General features: G+C 46.6%; 18 protein-coding genes, 1 tRNA gene and 1 rRNA gene. 1 reads left to right on the forward strand and 19 read right to left on the reverse strand.

The features are described 5' to 3' along the window. The 7 genes from G630_RS0115795 to dnaX all read right to left on the reverse strand — a co-directional run. Positions 1–441 (reverse strand): 16S ribosomal RNA (locus G630_RS0115795); the annotation flags it as partial. Positions 442–762: 321 nt separating this feature from the next. Then, positions 763–1,215, reverse strand: coding sequence for a CvpA family protein (locus G630_RS0115800; RefSeq protein WP_022761041.1), 453 nt, complete (start codon positions 1,213–1,215; stop codon positions 763–765). Between the two features lie 127 nt (positions 1,216–1,342). Further along, on the reverse strand, positions 1,343–2,656 hold the full coding sequence (locus G630_RS22265; protein ID WP_049946259.1) for a DUF5711 family protein: 1,314 nt from the start codon (positions 2,654–2,656) through the stop codon (positions 1,343–1,345). 121 nt (positions 2,657–2,777) lie between these two features. Further along, positions 2,778–3,818 carry an aldose epimerase family protein gene (locus tag G630_RS0115810; RefSeq protein ID WP_026499148.1) on the reverse strand — a complete coding sequence of 347 codons (1,041 nt, stop codon included), beginning with the start codon at positions 3,816–3,818 and terminating at the stop codon, positions 2,778–2,780. A gap of 178 nt (positions 3,819–3,996) precedes the next feature. Beyond that, the gene (gene recR / locus G630_RS0115815) at positions 3,997–4,596 is read right to left on the reverse strand and encodes a recombination mediator RecR (protein ID WP_022761038.1); all 600 of its coding nucleotides are present in this window, start codon (positions 4,594–4,596) and stop codon (positions 3,997–3,999) included. Positions 4,597–4,628: 32 nt separating this feature from the next. Next, entirely contained in the window at positions 4,629–4,979 is a 351-nt protein-coding gene (locus G630_RS0115820) for a YbaB/EbfC family nucleoid-associated protein (RefSeq protein WP_022761037.1), read from the reverse strand. Between the two features lie 25 nt (positions 4,980–5,004). After that, positions 5,005–6,915 (reverse strand): DNA polymerase III subunit gamma/tau, encoded by a 1,911-nt coding sequence (dnaX, locus tag G630_RS22270; protein ID WP_081668004.1) that lies wholly within the window; start codon positions 6,913–6,915, stop codon positions 5,005–5,007. 234 nt (positions 6,916–7,149) lie between these two features. On the opposite strand from dnaX, the gene G630_RS0115830 reads away from it, so the two are divergent. Continuing rightward, positions 7,150–7,235 (forward strand) — tRNA-Ser (locus tag G630_RS0115830). A gap of 47 nt (positions 7,236–7,282) precedes the next feature. On the opposite strand, the gene G630_RS0115835 is transcribed toward G630_RS0115830, so the two are convergent. From G630_RS0115835 to G630_RS22285, 12 genes are all read right to left on the reverse strand, one after another. Continuing rightward, a complete protein-coding gene (locus G630_RS0115835) occupies positions 7,283–8,599 on the reverse strand; it encodes a sugar phosphate nucleotidyltransferase (RefSeq protein WP_026499149.1) in 1,317 nt (438 codons plus the stop codon). 62 nt (positions 8,600–8,661) lie between these two features. Further along, on the reverse strand, positions 8,662–10,530 hold the full coding sequence (glmS, locus tag G630_RS0115840) for a glutamine--fructose-6-phosphate transaminase (isomerizing) (RefSeq protein ID WP_026499150.1): 1,869 nt from the start codon (positions 10,528–10,530) through the stop codon (positions 8,662–8,664). 243 nt (positions 10,531–10,773) lie between these two features. Beyond that, positions 10,774–11,151, reverse strand: a complete 378-nt coding sequence (locus G630_RS22275; protein ID WP_155832008.1) for a HipA domain-containing protein — start codon at positions 11,149–11,151, stop codon at positions 10,774–10,776. A gap of 114 nt (positions 11,152–11,265) precedes the next feature. Then, on the reverse strand, positions 11,266–12,498 hold the full coding sequence (locus G630_RS22280) for a glycosyltransferase family 4 protein (RefSeq protein ID WP_049946260.1): 1,233 nt from the start codon (positions 12,496–12,498) through the stop codon (positions 11,266–11,268). A 1-nt stretch (position 12,499) separates the two neighbouring features. Further along, positions 12,500–14,179 (reverse strand): hypothetical protein, encoded by a 1,680-nt coding sequence (locus G630_RS0115855; protein ID WP_026499152.1) that lies wholly within the window; start codon positions 14,177–14,179, stop codon positions 12,500–12,502. After that, positions 14,167–15,162: a type II toxin-antitoxin system antitoxin SocA domain-containing protein gene (locus G630_RS0115860; protein ID WP_026499153.1), complete on the reverse strand. Its 996-nt coding sequence runs from the start codon at positions 15,160–15,162 to the stop codon at positions 14,167–14,169. Before G630_RS0115860 ends, G630_RS0115855 begins: the two co-directional genes overlap by 13 nt. A gap of 94 nt (positions 15,163–15,256) precedes the next feature. Next, positions 15,257–15,910, reverse strand: coding sequence for a flavin reductase (locus tag G630_RS0115865; RefSeq protein WP_026499154.1), 654 nt, complete (start codon positions 15,908–15,910; stop codon positions 15,257–15,259). Further along, entirely contained in the window at positions 15,910–16,065 is a 156-nt protein-coding gene (gene rd / locus G630_RS0115870) for a rubredoxin (protein ID WP_026499155.1), read from the reverse strand. Before rd ends, G630_RS0115865 begins: the two co-directional genes overlap by 1 nt. 87 nt (positions 16,066–16,152) lie before the next feature. Then, on the reverse strand, positions 16,153–16,503 hold the full coding sequence (locus G630_RS0115875; RefSeq protein ID WP_026499156.1) for a helix-turn-helix domain-containing protein: 351 nt from the start codon (positions 16,501–16,503) through the stop codon (positions 16,153–16,155). Further along, on the reverse strand, positions 16,478–17,386 hold the full coding sequence (locus G630_RS0115880) for a BRO family protein (protein WP_026499157.1): 909 nt from the start codon (positions 17,384–17,386) through the stop codon (positions 16,478–16,480). Before G630_RS0115880 ends, G630_RS0115875 begins: the two co-directional genes overlap by 26 nt. Positions 17,387–17,506: 120 nt before the next feature. Then, the gene (gene rfbG, locus G630_RS0115885; RefSeq protein ID WP_026499158.1) at positions 17,507–18,598 is read right to left on the reverse strand and encodes a CDP-glucose 4,6-dehydratase; all 1,092 of its coding nucleotides are present in this window, start codon (positions 18,596–18,598) and stop codon (positions 17,507–17,509) included. Between the two features lie 99 nt (positions 18,599–18,697). Next, complete coding sequence (locus tag G630_RS22285; protein ID WP_026499159.1) at positions 18,698–19,219, reverse strand: GtrA family protein; 522 nt, start codon at positions 19,217–19,219, stop codon at positions 18,698–18,700.

Raw genomic sequence — 19,219 nt, forward strand, 5'->3', positions numbered from 1 at the left:
ACCGAAATACTTCTTCACTCACGCGGCGTCGCTGCATCAGGCTTTCGCCCATTGTGCAATATCCCCCACTGCTGCCTCCCGTAGGAGTTTGGGCCGTGTCTCAGTCCCAATGTGGCCGTCCGACCTCTCAGTCCGGCTACAGATCGTCGCTTTGGTGGGCCGTTACCCCGCCAACTGGCTAATCTGACGCGGGCCCATCTCGTACCACCGGAGTTTTTCACACTGTATCATGCGATACCGTGCGCTTATGCGGTATTAACAGTCGTTTCCAACTGTTATCCCCCAGTACGAGGCAGGTTGCCCACGCGTTACTCACCCGTCCGCCACTAAGATTTAACAAGATTCCACCGAAGCCTCAGCAGCGTCAAATCTCCGTTCGACTTGCATGTGTTAGGCACGCCGCCAGCGTTCATCCTGAGCCAGGATCGAACTCTCACGTTTAAATCTATTACTTAAACCCTTCCGGGTCTCAGCAATCAAGTTCTCTCTGGCCAGAACATTGCTTGGCTTTGTTCTGTCCGTTTTTACCTAAGTTAGGTTGTTTTGTTCTCTGAATATTCTTTTTTGGAATTTTCAGGGTTGCATTACTATTTTATTGTCAAAGTGCTTTGTCTTGGCTTGTCAGCCGCAACTCGTTTACTTTATCATGAGTGGCTGTATCTGTCAAGAACTTTTTTAATTTTTTTCGAGAATTTTTATAAGTAGTTATCAGCTCTTATATTTTTGCTCTCTCGAAGTGAGCGAAGTTGATTATAGCATCACTCAAACAGGAATGCAACTAATTAATTTTGAAATTGTAAAAGAAATTGCATCGTCGATTTTATAGCCTACTATATGTTGAATGAGCATTACCCACATATATGTTTCCACGGCTCCGAAGGCAGCTCCCATAACCTTATTAGTATTGGTAAGTATCGGGATTTTCTTGGTTCCTTTTGTGCCATTTGCTATTCCCTGGATGACCCTATATATAGTAATTACAATTGCAAGCTGAATTATTGTTTTTAGTATATGAAGATTTTCCCCATGGATTAGTTTGCCGATCGCACCCGCAGAGAGTGAAAATATCACAAATCCCGTGGCGAGGCCGGCTATTTCAATCAGTTCTGCAACGAAGCCGTACTTGTAGCCGTAGGCTATACGCCACATTAGTATTATTAAAACCGCAAGTGATACAATCACCTGCGGCATTGAGATAAATTCTAAGATGTTCATGTTGTCCTTTCAAAGCCCCTCATCCGCCCCTTCGGGGCACCTGTCTCCGCTCCGCTCCGGTCCGCGCAAAGCCGACGTCCCCCGGACGTCGTGCGCCCCCAGGGAGAAGGCGATATGTGGGGAAGGCTTATTTTAGTTCCAGGGTTTCGATGGCCTTCTCGGTTACGAGGAGGAACTTGCTTCTGACAGTTGTAGGGATCATGACTTTGACTGCGCGGTCAAAGCCGGCTCTGAATTTCTCGGTTCCCTTCATATCATATAGTATGTACTCATTTTCCCCGTAAACGACGATCTGATCGTTCTCGAAGAGTACGTCTACATATTCGGTGTCGAAATATATGGTGGTCTCGAGAGCTCCGGTCTCGCCGTAGATCTGGAGTCTGTATGCGCCCTGGTCTGTGTTGTTCATGAAGACTATTCCGACATGTGACTCGCTGTAGAATACCGATCTTATTTCCTCATCTCCTGTAAGGCTCTCGGTCTGACTTGTCGGAATCTCTTTTCCTGCAAAGAACATGATTCTGTCGTCAGCAACAGCAAATATCTTGGAGTTGTTCATGAACTGTACGTAGGGAACGACCACATCCGGGTATTCGTATCCGCTGGCGTAGTTGCCGGAGAGGTTTTGTCCGACTTCTCCGAAATTGAAGAACGCAACGCTGGTCTTGATCTTGCCGCTATCAGCTTTCAGATAAGATACGCAGACGAGCTCGCCGCTCGGTGAAATCGAAATGTCCGTGGGGTAGCCGCTGTCCTGCATGGTTGTCTTAAAGCTTGCAAGGGTGTTGCCGCTGGCATCGAAGAGATAAATCCATGTGACGGTTTTATCATCGAGTACTGCTGCCACAACTCCCTGGGAAGCAACACAGAAATCCCTGATGGGAAGGTTGGTGTCGATCTCCCCAAGTGTTCCTGAGGTATTCGCAACGTAGATGTTGTGACCGTTGTAATCGCCGACTGCCACTACGTTTTTGCAGGTGTGAACGGTCGGGTTCTGCATCTGATAAGTCTGATTCCAGAGCTGCTGCCCCTCTCCGTCAAGACAGCTCATGCCGTCCTTACTGTAGGTGAGAATGTTTCCACCAAGGTTTAACGCCTTGGCTCCGGATGCATCAGTCAGTTTTACCGAAGATATGATGTTTGCTTCCGTGAAATGCTTATCTCTCCAGCTTACATACAATGCTCCCACCAGGAGAGCCGCTATAGCTATGATAACTACGGTTCTTATGAAAACCGCGATTCTGTGGTTTCGGATTTTTTCCTGATAGGATGGTCCGACGCTTTCGTAGTCGTTGTCGTCGGAATCCAGTGCGTCGTCATCCGAATCCCAGTCGTAATCATCGTTTAGCGCGGCAAAGGGATTGTCGTCCTCATCCTTTCCCTTGCCATTTCTACGCTGAAGTTTCTTTATGTATTTGGTGAAATCCTTGACTTCTGCCATTTGTTACTCTTTTCTTGTTAATCCCCTCATCCGCCCCTTCGGGGCACCTGTCTCCGCTCCGCTCCGGTCGGCGCAAAGCCGACGTCCCCCGGACGTCGTGCGCCCCCCAAGGGGGAAGGCTTTAAATAAAACGGTAAACTGTTATTGAATCATACTCGCGCTCAGGTCCGAAAACCGCATCCGGGAAGTTGCTGTGATGGATTGCGTCGGGATGAATCTGAGTCTCTAAGCAGAAGCCATCTCTTTTGCCGTAATCGGCGCCGTCTTTTCCTCCCTTGGCTTCAAGGAAGTTGCCTGCATAGAACTGGAATGCAGGGAGTGTTGTTGAGCACTGCATTGTGATACCGCTGTCGGGGCACTTAACTGTAGCAAAGGTTCTTCTGGTGCCATCTGCGCCATCGATAATAAAGTTGTGGTCGTAGCCGCCGCCAAGAGCGATCTGATCGTTGTCGGCGTCGATCTCAAGACCTATAACTTTCTCTTTTCTGAAGTCGAAAGGTGTACCCTCAACGTCAGCGATCTCGCCTGTGGGGATGAGACCCTCTCCGACGGTTGTGGTCTTGCTGGAATTGAACTGTGCAACGTGGTCCGTGATCTTGCCTGAGCCCTGTCCGCGAAGGTTGAAGTAGCAGTGGTTTGTGACGTTGATCATGGTCTTGGCGTCACTTGTTGCATGATAGTGTAGTGTGAGAGAGTTGTCCTCACCAAGTGTATAAGTAATGGAGAAGAATCTGTTTCCGGAAAATCCGAGATCTCCGTCATCCGCTTTTAATGTGAACTTAACGCTGTCGTCTGTCTCCTCGGCTTCCCAGACTCTCTTATGAAAACCGTTGTCAAAATCGCTGTGAAGGTTGTTAGGTCCATCGTTCACAGGCATTTCGAATTTCTTTCCGTCGATTTCGTAGCTTGCACCGCCGACTCTGTTCGCAACAGGGCCTACAACAACGCCCAGGAAGCAGGAGTTGTCGAAGTACTTCTCCGGATCATCGAATCCGAGAACTACATCTCTTTTTTCGCCGTCCTTGTCCTTAACAAAGATGTTGCGGATGGTAGCACCGTAGTTCAAAAGGCAAACCTCCATTCCCTGGCTGTTTGTCATATGATAGCCGTAAATAGGTGCGCCGTCTTTTGTTTCCCCAAGAAATTCTCTTTTTACACTCATGTTTTTCCTCCGTTTCCCCTTATGCCCCTCATCCGGCACTTCGTGCCACCTGTCTTCGCTCCGCTTCGGTCCGCGCTGAACCGACGTCCCCCGGACGTCGAGCGCCCCCAGGGGGAAGGCTAGATAAACAGTTCATGCCGCCCCAAGGGGAAGGCAAGGGTTAATCTCTGCTTAATTTTTAGAGTTCGGTTCTGCCCTCAAGAGCTCTGAGCAGTGTGACTTCATCTATATATTCAAGGTCGCCGCCGACGGGAACGCCGCTGGCGATTCTTGTAACCTTGATGCCGGTGGGCTTTATGAGCTTACTTATGTACATGCCCGTGGTCTCACCTTCAAGGCTTGAATTCGTTGCGATAATTACTTCTTTTACTTCATCTGTCTGGAGTCTCTGGACAAGCTCTTTTAGCTTGATGTCTCCGGGGCCGATTCCCAGCATGGGTGAAATGGCGCCGTGAAGAACATGGTAGACTCCTTCGTATTTTCCTGTCTTTTCATAGGCCGCAAGGTCTCTGGCGTTCTCGACCACCATGATCGTGCTGTGGTCGCGCTTTTCATTAGCACAGATGGGGCAGATCTCTCCGTCGGTCAGTGTGCAGCATTTGCTGCAGTAGTGCACGTTCTCCCTCGCATCGGTGAGGGAATTCGCAAGGCGCTGAACTCTGTCCTTGGGAAGTCCTATGATATAAAAAGCCAGTCTCTGAGCCGATTTGCCGCCAATCCCGGGAAGGGATGACAGTTCATCGATCAGTCTGTTGATATGTCCGCTGTATAGATCCATTAAAACGAAATTCCTCCGAGGCGTAGCCTGTATTAGAACGGAAGTCCTCCGAGACCTCCGAGGCCGCCGGTCATTTTGCCCATAAGGTCGCCCTGAGCCTTCTCAGCCTGCTCCATTGCCTCATTAACTGCTGCAAGTATCATGTCCTGAAGCATCTCAACGTCATCTGGATCAACTGCGTCCTGCGCAATTGTGATAGCTGTGAGCTTCTTATTGCCTGTAACTGTTGCTTCAACGGCTCCGCCGCCTGCACTAGCCTTAAACTCCTTGGTCTCGAGCTCCTTCTGGCTCTCCTCCATCTGGCGCTGCATGCGCTGCGCCTGTTTCATAAGATTATTCATGTTGCCGGGCATTCCTCCCGGAAATCCTCCACGTTTTGCCATTTGTATTTCCTCCTGTGTATTTTATTCAGTCGTCCTCTGTATCCTTCTCTTCGAAAGCGCTCTCATCATCCATGGCCTGTTGATGCATATCATATGCTACGCTCTCCATAGCAGCTGCGGCGTAATACTCGTCTTCGCTGAGGCCGGAAATAATATCGCCGCCGGATTCATCAGAATTGTCTGCTGAAGAAGCTGTCTCGGCAACATCTGAATTGCTGAATGAAGAAGCTGTCTCGTTAGCATCAGTCTGTTCAGAGGTTGTTTCCATCTCCGGAACAACAGGCATGTTGACTTCGTCCTCAATCTCGATGTCGAAGTGGATGTCGTTCAGGCTGACGTATTGCTCGTTTACGGGTTTGTCGCGTGTCGTGAAGCGGACTTCAAAGTCCACATGTTTGCCGATGGACTCGTCAAGGATTGCGGATAGTTCCTCTCGGCCTTCGCCGTCGTTGTACTTGGCCGCTTTTTCCTTGGTGTCGAGGACTATGAAAAGCTTGCCATCCTCGCCCTGGCTAAGAAGTGCCTTGGTCATGAAGGCTCTCATGGGCATTCCCATCCGGTTGAGTATGCGATTCCAGTTGTTTACGACTTTCTTCACATCCTCTGCAACTGCGGCTTCGAGCATCTTGGCTCTGTCCTTGGAAGTGACTGTACTTCCTGCGCCGGCGCCGCCTGCTCCCGCACCACCGGCTCCGTTAAAACCCGGGCCGTTACCTCCGTCGCCACCTGCTACATTAACTGCTATCTGTCCGCTCTGGATTCCTCCGAGAACGCCGTCAAGCTGCTCGCTCTTTTGCTCGAGAATTCTGATTCTGTCGAGGAGCGCGTCTGTGTCCTCGTCCATCTGCGGTTTGCAGAGGCGTATCAGTGCCACCTCTATTAGAATACGTTTTGCGGCGGCAAATCGCAAGTTCTGCGAGAGTTCCGAGAACACGCGGATGTATCGCATTATGGTGTCGATGTCGGAGCTTTGCGCCAGCTCTTTTAACGAATTCAGGTTGTCAGTGGACATATCCACCGCGTCCTCCATGTTGTCGGAGGTGCTGACCAGCATGAGGTTTCGCAGGTACCAGATAAAGTCGCTGACGAACTGTGTCAGCTCACGTCCCTGGATTACGATATCCGACAGAAGGTTCAGAGCTCCCGTCACATCCTGGACGATCAGATATGAAAACAGTTTTCCGAAAATAGCGGTGTCCACTGCGCCAAGTACACCGAGCACCCTGTCGTAGGTGAGCTCCTCGCCGTAGTTGAAGGCGATGCACTGATCAAGGAGACTCAGCGAGTCACGCATGGAGCCGTCAGCGGCCTTCGCGATATAACGAAGCGCGCGATCCTCGACCTGTACGCCTTCCTTGTCAACAACCTCGCGGAGTCTGTCCGCTATGGTGTCGATCGTGATTCTGTGAAAATCATAGCGCTGACATCTCGACAAAATGGTGATCGGGATCTTCTGCACTTCAGTGGTCGCAAGAATGAAAATCACGTAGGACGGCGGTTCCTCAAGGCTCTTTAAAAGCGCGTTGAAAGCGCCGGTCGAGAGCATGTGGACCTCGTCGATTATGTATACTTTGTATTTACCAACGGTGGGTGAATATGAGATCTCGTCAATGATCTCGCGGATGTTGTCTACGCCGTTGTTGGATGCAGCATCGATCTCGATGACATTACCCATCGCTGCACCGGACTCAATCGCTTTGCAGGTGGGACACTCACCGCAGGGGCTTCCGTCCTTGGGGCTTTCGCAGTTGACTGCTCTTGCGAGAATCTTAGCCACCGAGGTTTTACCGGTTCCTCTGGTTCCGCAGAACAGATACGCGTGTCCGATCCTGTCGGATTTAATCTGATTTTTCAGCGTAGTCACTATATGATCCTGTCCTTTGACGTCGTCGAAGACAGGCGGTCTGAATTTTCTATATAAAGCTACGTATGCCATTAAAATCCCCATTTGTCCGGGCAGCTTTTTGGGGTATGTTTAACGCCCCAGGCTGTTAGTAAGCCTAGAAAATCTGCTCGGCTTTTCCATACTCTAATCATCTAATTATACTCAATTAGAGGCGCATCAACAATAGTTTATTGACTTAGGAAAAGAGGGCTCGTATAATAAAAAAGCGCGCTGATGCACGCTGTAGGTTATCCTGACGACGAGCCGGGATTTCATAAAAAATATGGAGTCGTATCAAAGTGGTCGTAATGAGGCGCACTCGAAATGCGTTTGTCCTTCTGGGCACGAGGGTTCGAATCCCTCCGACTCCGCTATGAAAGAAAAGCTTCGAAAGCCGGTTGGCTTCGAAGCTTTTTTGTTAGAGGTCGTATTTGATTTTGTCGTCGACGGTAATGTCTGTGCCGAGCTGGACTTCGATGAGCTGAAGTTCTTCGTTGCTGTCGTTCTTGATGGTGTGTTTCTGGCCGGCCTTCATGTTAACGACATCTCCGGGGCGAACGGTCTGCTCTTCGCCGTCGATGATGGTCTTACCGACACCGCGGACGATGCTCCAGACTTCGTCGCGTCTCTCATGGCTGTGGTAGTTCATGGAATGACCGGGGTTAAGTGTAACCTTGATGGTCATGGAGTCCTTCTCAACGTCGAGGACGCGGTAGCTTCCCCAGGACTTCTCAGCGAACATGATGGGCTGCTCGATTTTCTCGACATAGGGCTTGATGTATGAGCTCTGCTCCTTGTCGGATACAAGGATTCCATCGGGTGATGCAGCAACAATCGCGCTCTCTAATCCCATAACAACTATCGGGATGTTCATGTCATTGATTACATGTACATCTTTGCAATTTTCATTGAGATATGCCTCGCCGATAACGTTCTCTTCCATAGCCTCGGTGAGGGTGTTCCAGGTTCCGAGGTCCTTCCAGAGGCCTCCGAAACGCATTACGCTAATCTTGGATTCCTTCTCAACAACAGCGTAGTCGAAGGAGATCTTCTCGAGGGTCTCGTACTTTTCAAAGAGATCCTGATAATCCTTGAAGTCGATGATCTCATGAGCCTTCTCAAGAAGGTATGAGAGCTTATATGCGAAAATTCCGCCGTTCCAGAGAGCGCCTTTTGAGATATAATCCTTGGCTGTCTCTACGTCGGGTTTCTCCTTGAAAGATACAACCTTTGATACATCGTCCTTGTTCTCGGGGATGATGTAACCGTACTTCTCTGAAGGATAGGTGGGATCGATTCCCATAAGTGTGAGGTTTGCATCACCGGTCTCAGCGAGCTTGGAAAGCTTCTCAAGCGCAAGGAAGTATTCCTTGTCAACGTAAGGATCAACAGGGCATACAACTACTGCTTCATCAAGAGATACCTTCTGCACATCGTGGAGGTATGCGCTTGCGAGAGCGATTGCAGGGAAAGTGTCGCGTCTGCAGGGCTCGATAGATATGCCAACGCCCTCTCCGAGCTGGTTGTTGATGGCAGAAACCTGAGTCTTACTGGTTGCGATGGTTACGTTAGCGTCGGGATCGATTGATCTGATCTGCTGGTAAACACGCTGAACCATGGACTCGTACTCGCCGTCCTTACCCTTGAAAATTTTGATAAACTGCTTTGATCTGACTTCGTTTGAAAGTGGCCAAAGGCGCTGGCCTGAACCACCTGATAATAAAATTACGTTCATTCTTATTCCTTTCTATCCCCTCATCCAGCGCTTCGCGCCACATTCCCCCAGGGGGAAGGCTTTTATTCTACGGTTACGCTCTTGGCGAGGTTGCGGGGCTTGTCGACATCCAGGCCCTTGGCAACGCTGATGTAGTAGCCGAGGAGCTGGAGCGGGATGACTGCGAGGGATGCAGCGAAGTGCTCCTCAATCTTGGGAACGTAAGCTGCGAAATTAACAGTATCCTCTATCTCGTAATGGCCGTAGGTTGTAAGTCCCATGAGGTATGCACCTCTTGCCTTACACTCAACCATGTTGCTGATGGTCTTCTCGTAGAGGTCGTTCTGGGTGAGGACGCCGATAACAAGAATTCCGTCCTCGATAAGGCTGATGGTGCCGTGCTTAAGTTCGCCGGCAGCATAGGCTTCTGAGTGGATATAGGAGATTTCCTTCATCTTAAGGCTTCCTTCAAGGGATACAGCGTAGTCGATGCCGCGTCCTACGAAGAAGACGTCCTTAGCGTTTGCGTATTTAGCCGCGAACCACTGAAGTCTTTCTTTATCCTCGAGGACCTTCTGGATCTTCTCGGGGATGGTTTTCATCTCTGCTATGTAGTTTGCGTAAGCTTTATTGTCTATATTCTCTCTTACATATCCGAAGTGAACGGCAAGGGCGTAGCAGGCAACGAGCTGTGCGCTGTAAGCCTTAGTTGTTGCAACGGATATCTCGGGTCCTGCAAGTGTGTAGAGGACATGGTCTGCCTCTCTTGCAATTGAAGAGCCAACAACATTGACGATTCCGAGGGTTGCAACGCCCTGGTTTTTCGCCTCACGAAGAGCCGCAAGGGTATCAGCAGTCTCACCGGACTGGGAGATAACGATTACCAGGTCATTTTTATCAAGAAGCGGCTTCCTGTATCTGAATTCTGAAGCGAGCTCCACGCGAACGGGAACTTTGGCAAGATCTTCAAATATGTACTGCGACGCCATACCTACATGCCATGCGGAACCGCAAGCTACGACGAAAATCTGTCTTAAGGATTTGATCTTTTCATCGCTGATGCCGCACTCTGTCAGGTCGATCTTTTTACCCTTGATAACGGAGCTGAGAGTGTCCTCAACTGCCTTGGGCTGCTCGTGGATCTCCTTCATCATGAAGTGCTCATAGCCGCCCTTCTCAGCTGCCTCGGCATCCCACTTGATCTCAACCTTTTCCTTCTGGATCTCGTCGCCGTCGAGGTTATAGAAATGTGCCTCTCCTTTTCCGAGACGGGCCATCTCCTGGTTGCCGATGTAGTACACGTTTCTAGTGTATTTCAAAATTGCGGGAACATCAGATGCAACGTAAGTAGCGCCATCCGCAATACCGATTACCATGGGTGAATCCTTGCGGGCAACCCATACCTCATCCGGATAATCCTTGAACATAAGGGCAAGGGCGTATGAACCGCGCACACGAACCATGGTCTTGGCAATCGCATCGATGGGTCCGATGTTATATTTCTTGTAATAGTAATCCACAAGCTTAACTGCAACCTCAGTATCTGTCTGTGAGTAAAACTCGTAGTCGTGGCGCATGAGCTTTTCCTTAAGCTCCTGGTAGTTCTCGATGATACCGTTGTGAACGCCGACAACATTGGCCTCTTCAACAGTCACACCATGCTCAAAATGATTAGATGAAACATGGGGATGAGCGTTGTTCTCTGAGGGCTCACCGTGTGTAGCCCACCTTGTGTGACCGATACCGATAGTTCCTGCAAGTGATGCACCGTCATTGGTCTTCTCAGAGAGGACCTTCAGTCTGCCCTTGGCCTTAACGACTTTGACTTTGCCGTCAGTGCCTCTTACAGCAAGTCCCGCAGAGTCATATCCGCGATACTCGAGCTTGGAGAGTCCATCAAGAAGAATGGGTGCTGCCTGCTTTTTTCCTACATATCCTACTATTCCGCACATATATTTATCCTCTTAAATTAAAAATTGACTTATCAACATGTTATTGCAATACCCCTCATCCGGCGCTACGCGCCACCTGTCTCCGCTCCGCTCCGGTCCGCGCAAAGCCGACGTCCCCCGGACGTCGGCTTTGCGCCCCCAGGGGGAAGGCTTAGTATTGCTCCCCTTATTATATTCAATTTATAGAAAAGGGCAAGTTTTGATAATTTCGCGATACTTATTGTCCATCTTCACACAGTTTATCTATTGATTCAAGACCTCGCACCTATCCTCAATCAGATTGATTAATGATTCCTTATAACCGGAAGACAGATAGGAATCTCTTGTCATATCAATAAACAAATCCTTACTTTTTACAACTCTTTCCATAAGCCTTATAGCAGCCTTGTCATTTATTCTATAGCTCTGTGCAAGGACTAAAAAGTCTTTTTTTCTTATATTTCGCTTTCTACCATTTAAAGCGAGCGCCATCTGTTCTTTATCTGCAGGAAGTATCACATTTACCGGCAGAAGATCATAAGCGGGAGATAACATAAACTTCCTTGAACCCGGGGCTTCCTCTATCAGAGAAAAGTTCTTAAGGTGCATATCGGAATTACCAATCACGAAGCAAAATAGCAATCTGTAAAAAACTCCGTCAAATCAAGTCCGACATTTTTATACCCGATAAGGTATAATTTGTATCACTTCGTGCGTTCTTATACCCTATCGGGTGCAGTTTGTTTCGCTGTAAAACTATTTATTTAACTCCTGCCTGGTAAGCTCCGCGAATCTCTCTCGCAGAATTCCCGCGGCTCTCTCGGGAGACATGCGCTCTCGGATATGCTTCATGGCTGCGGTCTTCTTGTGATTGTAGAAATCCTTATCATCATGAAGTCTTCTGATAAATTCAGAAGCTGCGTGGACATCGGGATCCGCCCAGTGATTGCCCTTGTGATAGGGAGGTGTCTCCTTCTCAATCTCTATTATCTTCACGGGAACCATGCAGCAGGCATCCTCGGACATGAACTCCGCATTGGCAGACCAGTTGGTAGCAACCGTGGGAGTTCCGAGGAACATCGCCTCCGCCATAACAAGCCCGAAGCCCTCGGAGCGGTGAAGTGAAATATGAGCATCAGCGCACTTAATAAGACTGTTGAATTCCTCCTTACTGAAGCTGTCCGTTAAAATGTACACATTTTCATAACCCGCCATGAGCTCTCGAAGGTGCTCCATCTCCGCTTCGCCTGCATGTGTCGCCTTGATGATAAGCCCAACATCAGGGAGCTCAGTAGGAAAAGCCGCCTTATAAGCCGCAATTGAGGCATCCGGATTCTTTCGGTCGGAATTACTAAGTCCATCGTAGGACATTAGGTATAAGAACTTATCCGCCGGTATACCGAAGTAATCCCTATCGCATTTATCCAGCGTTGCCGGCTCTCGCATGGCATAAGGCACAGTATGTACCGGCTTGGAGGTCACCCTTCGAACCGCATCCGACACAAACTCAGACGGCGTCCAGATCTCGTCGAACATATCTATCTGATACACCCACTCCTGCGGGAACTCAGGCAGCTCCCAGAGCCAGAAGGCAATCTGATACCTGTTGTCAAAATCGCTCCTCTTCGAATGCAGTGAGAAGTTCACGATCTCGTTGGGATTAACATGAATCAGGTTCACATTGTACTTAAGATCCTCCGATTCATACTGGGCGTATGACATATTCGTCTCGCTCGCATTTTTATTCTGAAAAAGATTCTTAATTGAAAACGGAATCCCGGAAGTCTTTATCGCCTCCGCCACAAGGCGGCAGCTCTCGCCGAGCCCAAAATCCCCGCGTGCATAGCCAATCAGATTTATACCCGCGGGATAGGTATTAAAATCGCATTCTTTCCTTTTTATCTTTGGATAATTTACCTTAAAGAGCACTCCGCGAATATGCTCGCGAAATATGTAAGGAAAAATCAATTTAAGTATTTTACGTACCAACTCAGTTCCTCTTCCATTCCTTAGTTGCAAGGTCGTAACTGTAAACACCCTGCAGATTATTAGTCTCTATCCAAGCGGCTACCTCTTCCATATAATTCTCCGCATAGATATTATATGTTTTCTTGTATTTCTTAGGTGTGAAGCTTCCAAAGCCGTTTATGGACGGCACATCGTACTTATCCGCTATCCTCCAGGCATTCAGGAATCCCTGATAATATGCAGGAAACTCTGCCTGCTCCGGCGTCCCGGCGGAATCCACCAGATAAAAGCTCTCGCAGTCCTCCGGCGGCGCAACATCAAACTCCGCTTCAGAAACTATTGCACTTTCATGGTTCCAGGCTGATGGAACCCTCGAAGTTAGCGAATTTTCAAAAACAATACAAATGGCAATTATTACAAATAATGAACTTATGCTGTCGCTTCCCTTATTTCCTCCGAGCTTTTCAGATATTTTCACACACGAATAAGATACCAAAACAGCCAGTAACGGCAAAATCATAAGGAAAAGTCTGCAAACAACTCTCATTCCGGACGCCCCGGGAAAAAACGAATAAAACAGACTCCAAAGGCAGTGTCCCTTAATTCTCATGGGAACAAAAATCAGCACAATAAACGTAATCGCCAGCGCACAAATAACCTTGTCTTTATTTCTAAATGCAACAACGATACTGCATATTGCCAAAAGCCACATAACAGGAGTGAGCCCCACGGTGTTTTCTCCGAATGTAAAAGGCAATTCGCTTATAAGCCTTCCATACAAAAGATTACCGTTTGATACATTGAACAAATCCCTGAATGAAATGAAAAATGCGGAGGCATATTTGTAGGATCTCACATTTTCCCCTCTCCAAGGAAAATATACAAGGCAAAACGGAATCATCAACAGTATACCGCAGGCCACGCCCAGTAAAGGCTCATACCAACTGTGCTTTATATAATTAAGTACGCCGCCAAATAAACTCTTTTTATCCGAAATAATAATCAAAGCAACCAGATATATAGAAAGGGTAATCAGCACAAACTCTGCCACATACGGGCTTGAATAAAACAGAAGCACTTCACCCAAAATTCCTATGAACATCCACAGAATTCTTCGCTTCTTGTCTGAATAAATCACATAGTAAACAAACAGATATGCCGCCGTCATTATCAGCGGAACTACCGCCAGACTGACCAGCTGACTGTGCACCAGCTTTATAACATAATAGCTCCCATATGAAAAACACGCCGTTCCAAGCAGTGAATAATAAGCATCAAACTTCAGCGCTTTATTCAAAAAGAGCATCATGCAAACCGAGCCGCAAGCATGAATCAAAATAACGGCCGCCTGATAAGCCATATATTTATCCACCCCGAAAAATCTCAGCGGACAATAGAAAATGGCATGAAGGATATACATATCATTTAGCGCAACCGTGTTCCTGACGGGATACATCGAAATCCAGTTATTCCATTTCTCAAAACCGCACAGCACCTTGTACCAGTGCTCAGTCATAAGAATTGCGAGCATCCCATCTTCGTTATTGCCAAGCAGCATACCGCTGAAAATGATATTCCTGAAGGTCCATAGTTCAAAAGCCACCAGAAAGAAAAAGGCAACTATCAACTTAAAAGTAGCATTATTCTTTTTCTTTTCATACAACATGTTATCCCTTTTTATTCCCCTTCTCATTTCTGCCATAGTAGTGCGTCTATATAATTCTTTACTCCTGACTCCGTGCTTAAATCAAACTTTTCATTCATCTTATTAAAGTATTCAGAAATTGCATCATGAGTAATAATCTCCCTACAATGTTCTTTCTCTCCATACCCTTTATGAGCATTTTTCCACGGTTCCTCGGAATGGCTCAAATCCTTTAAAGTCACACCATTATATATAGCAAATTGGCTAAGTACAAAATCAATTACCTTGCAGACACTAGAAGATAATCGATCAGATAAATCTGTTTTATCTACTTGTATTTGAGAACTGCCAAACGTTTTATATTTCTCGTATATTTCAGGATATACCGGGCCATACATCCATGCTTCACAGCGATTTACAAAAATGCGTTTTTTTAGCCAAACTTCTGCAAATGCCTCAACATAATAGAGAAGTTTTTGTAATGACATATTCGTAATCTCATACTTAGAATTAAGGATGTATAATGCAACATACTCTATAGCTGAATCACATGAATTAATACTCTCATAATATTTCAGTTTATTATCTATTTTCTCTGAAGCAAGCTTATTCAACTTATCTCTGTTAGCGCTGTAATACTGCTGCAAGTACTTATAGCTCTCTAAAACTCTGCGAAGCATATCTGAGTATCGCTTACTTGGAAGTTGCCCTTTTAAATAATTTTCAATTGTATGCTCACCAAGTCCGAGAACTCTTGATAACGGCCGCTTCTCAACGTCATACTTAATCAATATATCCTGGATCTCATATACCTGTATGTAGTCGTTCTCTTCTCTGCACTTTATTTCGAACTCACTCTCATTCAAGTCATTCAATCCCGGAACAGTAACCTGATGACCGCAATTTGAACATACTGCTATACGTTTATTAAATGTATACTGTTTCCCGTTCCACGCTCTCATACACTGCTCTGTATGAACTTCATAAGATTGAACGCTTCTGCACTCTGTACAAAGTACTTTGTCTAGACAATTATCCATCTATTATACCCCTCTTCGGTTGCATGAATTAAGCATAAATAAAAAGTACACATATGTCAATATGTGTACTTTTTATTTATGCTTTTATTTTTTATCACCTAACAATCTTCTCAAAGTCAGCCTTCGGGTGCTTGCATATCGGACAGATGAAATCGTCCGGGAGCTCCTCACCTACCCACTCGTAGCCACAGATAAGGCAGCGCCATACTGTCTCACCCTTGGGAGTTGTGCCGACAGCCTCGGGCTTTGGCTTGATATTGTTCTGATAATACTCGTAGGTGCAAGACGACGTATCTGAGAGAGTCTCCATCTCAGTGGGCTCACAGATGAAAAGAGTATGCGAACCGAGATCCACCGTCTGCTCTACCTTCAATGAGAAAAATGCATTAGTTCCTGTTGTGATGTACGGAACACCATTCTCCGCAAGTTTGTAGGATATCTTCCCATCAGCAATCGTCTGCGCCGTTGCATCACCTGCGAACTTGTCAACATCACGGCCCGACTGGAATCCGAAGTGCTTGAAAATATCGAAAGTTCCGTCGTTACTGATAACCGAAATGTTACAAAGACCTGTCTCCTTAATCATGTCGTGAGTAAAATTGGCCTTATTTACAGCAATGGAAATACGATTGGGTTCTGATGCAACCTGAATAGCGGTATTGATGATGCATCCGTTCTTCTTATCCCCTCGCACAGCCGTACAAACAAAAAGGCCATAGGATAGTTTAAACATCGCCTTCGTATTCATCATTCTACCTTAAACTCTTCCTTTCCAACGCCGCAAAGAGGGCATACCCAATCAGCCGGGAGATCATCCCACTTTGTACCGGGTGCTACACCATTATCCGGATCGCCTGCTGCCTCGTCATAAACATAACCACATGTCCCACATACGTACTTCATAGAAATGTCTCCTTTCCTGAAAAAGATGTAATAAAGCTAACAAATCTATTATATCACGAGCAAGGAATGACAATTATTATCTATTTATTAATTATTTGTCCCCATGATTGCCTCCATATACCCAAGAAGTCGCTCCCGTTGTCTCTCATCCATATCATGATATTTACTAATTACATAACCCATTTCGGTATCTTTATCAATGATATACCAGGAAGGCTTATTGCCTCTTTCACCGGTATTATCAATTCCAGACAGTAGCCACTCCGGAGTCACCCCAAGTACCTTACAAATGATCATTATCTTCTCAGATGTAGGGTTTGTCCTCTTACTCTTCCATTCACTGATTGTACTCTGGGATATACCTGTTTCCTCAGAAAAAACTTTTTGAGACATACTTATCTGTCTGAGCCTTTCAAATATTCTGTCGCTTATCGTCATCCTCTTTCACCGCTTTTGCACTAGCCTCAATCATCTGTGTTACTACATGATTTAGCTGTGATGCATTCTGACTTGTTATAACTGATTTCCCTGTTTCTTCCTCAATAGACTTCCTTGCGGTTCCTGCAATTTTTCCACCTCTGTTTGCTACCTTACGATTTTCTGTAAATCCTTCGGGGTTCTCAGAACGAGCTATCTCCTTTGTTGCTGTTTCCGCCAGCATATTTAAAACCAGTTCTGTTGTTGACATATTGTCACGAAGGCTTTCCTTTTTGAGACCTTTAAAATTCTTATACTGTCTGGTTGTCATCCCTGACCATGCCTTAGTAAGCTCATCCGTCAACATAGCGAATTCTGAGCCTTTATCAATGCCATGTGTCTTCCATTCATCTGTCAGCTCCTTTCTGGCACTGATGGCCATAAGTCGCTGATTTATCCACTCTTTCGTATATCCCTTTCGTTCATACGTTGACACAAGTCTTTCTGCTATTAATTCCGGATCAAGCAATTCCTCCATTCTCTCCCGTCCAACCTCTGCCAGCCATAGCTTGAATGGTTCTGCTTTCTTTGATGGGATTGACTGAATTATTCTAAGGATCTGCTCTGTGTTAGCAACGTCTGTAAATCTTCGCTTCCCATCTGCTGCTTTCATTTTCAACTGCTGACAATTTGTCAGCAGTTCATTTGCTCCCTCTTCTTTAAGGCGCTGTTTCAACTTAGCCCAATAATTACTTGCCCCTCTAGGATTCTCCTGTTCTGTCAAAACTCCAACAACATCTACAACTGAAAAAAACCACTCTTCATTTTCTTCATCCCATGCAGTCCTGATTGGTTGATTCTCAAATACCTGTATGCTTTCTGTTTTCTTGTCCTGCTCCCCCATTACTCCCTCCATCGTATTTAAATATTATTTCATTTATACGAATTTTAGTGCATATAACTTCCTATTGTCAAGCTGGTTGCGAGAATAATATCTCGTAACCAGCATTCCATAGCATCATCCTTATCGGCTCATAAACTCCCGAATCTGCTTTCTCGTAAATTCCTTCATATCCTCGCCGTCATTCCAGGCCTTGTACCAGGCAACCGTCTCCCTTATGGCCTCGTCCACATGCCATACAGGCTCCCAGCCGAAGGTCGAACGCGCCTTGGAACAATCAAGCTTAAGGAAACTAGCCTCGTGAGGAGCATTTGCCTCAGACATATTCTTCCAGTTTGCAGGCTCGCCCCAGTACTTTACAAAATAGTCCGCAAGATCTCCGGTATTGATGCAGTCCTCATCTCGAGGTCCAATATTGTAGTAATCAGCATACTTCTTATCCTCTGCCTGCTCCATCGCGATCATCAGATAAGCTGCGAGCGGCTCGAGAACATGCTGATAAGGTCTTGTGGAATAAGGATTACGCACGATAATGCTCTCACCCTTTATGGTCGCACGAACGCAGTCGGGAACGATACGATCGTTAGCAAAATCGCCGCCGCCAATTACGTTACCTGCACGGGCTGTGGAGATTGACGGAACTACCACGTCTGAACCGGTAGTAGCTGCCTCTGAGAAAAATGACTTCTTATATGAATGAGTTACCAGCTCAGAGCAGCTCTTGGAATTTGAATAGGGATCGTAGCCGTCAAGCTTCTCATCCTCTTTAAAACCATGATTTTCAAGATCGTTATTCTCATACACCTTGTCTGTCGTAACATTAAGGAAAGACACAGCACCCGGGTGCTTACGAAGACACTCAAGAATATTCACCGTACCCATCACATTAGTCTCATAGGTATAGCGGGGATCCTTGTAAGAGTCACGCACAATGGGCTGCGCTGCAAGGTGCAGAACAACATCGGGATTAGCCTCTACGTAAGCTTTCTCCAGAGCCTCTAAATCTCTCACATCACCAATCGTGCTGTGAATCTCATCTGACAAACCAAGAATACCAAACAAATCAGGATCGGTATTAGGTGCAAGTGAAAAGCCGTAAACCTCTGCACCGAGGAGCTGCAGCATAACTGAAAGCCAGCTTCCCTTGAAACCTGTGTGACCTGTGAGGAATACTCTTTTGCCACCATAAAATCTCTTCATCTTATCAAAATCCATTGTTTTCTCCTTTTCCCTCATCCGGCACTTCGTGCCACCTTCCCCCATAGGGGGAAGGCATATTTATTTTTTCGTACCTCCCTCAATGGAAGGCTTAAATTATTCCGTCTTGAACGCCCAAAACTTATTGATAATAAAATTAACCGGAACACTGATAAGCAGATTTATAATCGGTGCGATAAACTCGGATACATGCACTATCTGCACCCAGAACACCATCAGCACACTATTTAAGAACAATCCGGTAAACGAATACGAAATATAGGTCTTGATCAGAGCCTTCCACAGATTCCTGCTCTGTCCCTCTTCCATAACAAAGACCATCTTGTTATTCCAGTAGAAGGACCACAGCACACTCAGCACAAAAGCAACCACCGTAGCTATCAAGTAGTCATACCCAGGAAATAAACCAATCGCCCTTAGGCCAATCAGCGTCATCGTATATAACACATAAGAGATAACCGTATTGCTGACACCGACAATGCCGAACTTCACAAACTGCATCAGGGACTCATGCGCGGTATCGGTGTACTCCTTACCGACAATCCCGAATAGCACCCGGAAAACAGCACCCGCAATGGTCTCAATTATATTCCAAAAAATGTTACCAGTCTTACTCAC

Source organism: Butyrivibrio sp. WCD2001, assembly GCF_000424485.1.
Lineage (GTDB): Bacteria > Bacillota > Clostridia > Lachnospirales > Lachnospiraceae > Butyrivibrio.

Excerpts from the sequence above, each read along its gene's own strand:
- G630_RS0115800 (WP_022761041.1), bottom strand. The coding sequence starts at position 1,215 with ATGAACATCTTAGAATTTATCTCAATGCCGCAGGTGATTGTATCACTT.
- G630_RS22265 (WP_049946259.1), bottom strand. The coding sequence starts at position 2,656 with ATGGCAGAAGTCAAGGATTTCACCAAATACATAAAGAAACTTCAGCGT.
- G630_RS0115810 (WP_026499148.1), bottom strand. The coding sequence starts at position 3,818 with ATGAGTGTAAAAAGAGAATTTCTTGGGGAAACAAAAGACGGCGCACCT.
- recR (WP_022761038.1), bottom strand. The coding sequence starts at position 4,596 with ATGGATCTATACAGCGGACATATCAACAGACTGATCGATGAACTGTCA.
- G630_RS0115820 (WP_022761037.1), bottom strand. The coding sequence starts at position 4,979 with ATGGCAAAACGTGGAGGATTTCCGGGAGGAATGCCCGGCAACATGAAT.
- dnaX (WP_081668004.1), bottom strand. The coding sequence starts at position 6,915 with ATGGCATACGTAGCTTTATATAGAAAATTCAGACCGCCTGTCTTCGAC.
- G630_RS0115835 (WP_026499149.1), bottom strand. The coding sequence starts at position 8,599 with ATGAACGTAATTTTATTATCAGGTGGTTCAGGCCAGCGCCTTTGGCCA.
- glmS (WP_026499150.1), bottom strand. The coding sequence starts at position 10,530 with ATGTGCGGAATAGTAGGATATGTAGGAAAAAAGCAGGCAGCACCCATT.
- G630_RS0115855 (WP_026499152.1), bottom strand. The coding sequence starts at position 14,179 with ATGGCAGAAATGAGAAGGGGAATAAAAAGGGATAACATGTTGTATGAA.
- G630_RS0115860 (WP_026499153.1), bottom strand. The coding sequence starts at position 15,162 with ATGGATAATTGTCTAGACAAAGTACTTTGTACAGAGTGCAGAAGCGTT.
- G630_RS0115865 (WP_026499154.1), bottom strand. The coding sequence starts at position 15,910 with ATGAATACGAAGGCGATGTTTAAACTATCCTATGGCCTTTTTGTTTGT.
- rd (WP_026499155.1), bottom strand. The coding sequence starts at position 16,065 with ATGAAGTACGTATGTGGGACATGTGGTTATGTTTATGACGAGGCAGCA.
- G630_RS0115875 (WP_026499156.1), bottom strand. The coding sequence starts at position 16,503 with ATGACGATAAGCGACAGAATATTTGAAAGGCTCAGACAGATAAGTATG.
- G630_RS0115880 (WP_026499157.1), bottom strand. The coding sequence starts at position 17,386 with ATGGGGGAGCAGGACAAGAAAACAGAAAGCATACAGGTATTTGAGAAT.
- rfbG (WP_026499158.1), bottom strand. The coding sequence starts at position 18,598 with ATGGATTTTGATAAGATGAAGAGATTTTATGGTGGCAAAAGAGTATTC.